This is a genomic window from Methylobacterium sp. WL19, assembly GCF_008040005.1.
Lineage (GTDB): Bacteria > Pseudomonadota > Alphaproteobacteria > Rhizobiales > Beijerinckiaceae > Methylobacterium > Methylobacterium bullatum.
This window is the reverse complement of the sequence record NZ_VRVC01000285.1, coordinates 1-886: the sequence shown is the minus strand read 5'-3', so window position 1 is coordinate 886 and position 886 is coordinate 1. Positions and strand designations below refer to the sequence as shown.

Genomic DNA, 886 nt, shown 5'->3' with positions numbered 1-886 from the left:
GCGCAGCGGCGACCGGGGCGGGGGCTTTCGGCGCGGGCTTCGGCTTCGGCTTGGGTTTGGGCTTCGCCGGCGCGTCGGAGGCGGCCGGTGCGTCCTGCTCCGGCGCGGCCTCCTGCGCCGACGCACCGTTCCAGGCGGTGATCGCGGCGAACGACATCACGCCGACCACGGGCAAAACATGTCTCCAACGCATCGAGCGGGCATCCGGCATTCGAACGAAATCAGACCTGCCGCCTAGCCCTCCCGGCCCGCGAGCGCAATGGACCCGCCGGCATCGCGATTCGTCGCCCACCGGCAATCCAACCCGGCCGTCCTTGCCGAATTTGCCCGCGAACCGCGTCTGCCCCGCTCGACCGCCCGGATCAGCGACGCCTGTCCTGGCCGCCCTGGTCGATGGCCGGCAGCTCGTTGGGGCCGAGCCCCATGACGACGGGCTGCTGCGTCGGCGTCTGGCCGCGCGCGCGGTTGGCGAGCGCCACGGTGAGCTTCTCGGCGGGTTCCGACTGCATCAGCGCCAGCACGTCGGCCATCTTGCGCGGATTCATCGCCAGGACGATGGGCACCAGCACGTCGAGGGAGAGGCGATCGAAGACGCGGGCGGCGTCCTTCGGTTTCATCGTCTCGTACATGGTGACGATGTTCTTCAGGCCCATCCTCTCGGCCTCGGCCTGCTGCGCGGCGGCGCCGTCGGGCCTGTCCTCGTTGCGCTTGAGATCCTTGACGCCCTCTTCGAGCTTGCGCTCGGCGGTTCCGAGCATCTGCTCGCGCAGGCTCAGGGTCTCGTCGCGCTGCTTGAGGGCGTCGCGCCGGGCCGAGAGCTTTTCGAGGATGGCGCGCTCGCTGGCCGGCATCGGCTCCGGGGGAGGCGGGGGGCGCGGCGCGGGCG

2 pseudogenes are annotated in these 886 nt (G+C 71.3%); both read right to left on the bottom strand.

Going from position 1 to position 886, the window contains the following annotated elements:
* A pseudogene (locus FV220_RS25115) lies at positions 1-193 on the bottom strand (invasion associated locus B family protein); the annotation flags it as partial.
* A 169-nt stretch (positions 194-362) separates the two neighbouring features.
* Positions 363-886, bottom strand: a pseudogene (locus tag FV220_RS25110) (hypothetical protein); the annotation flags it as partial.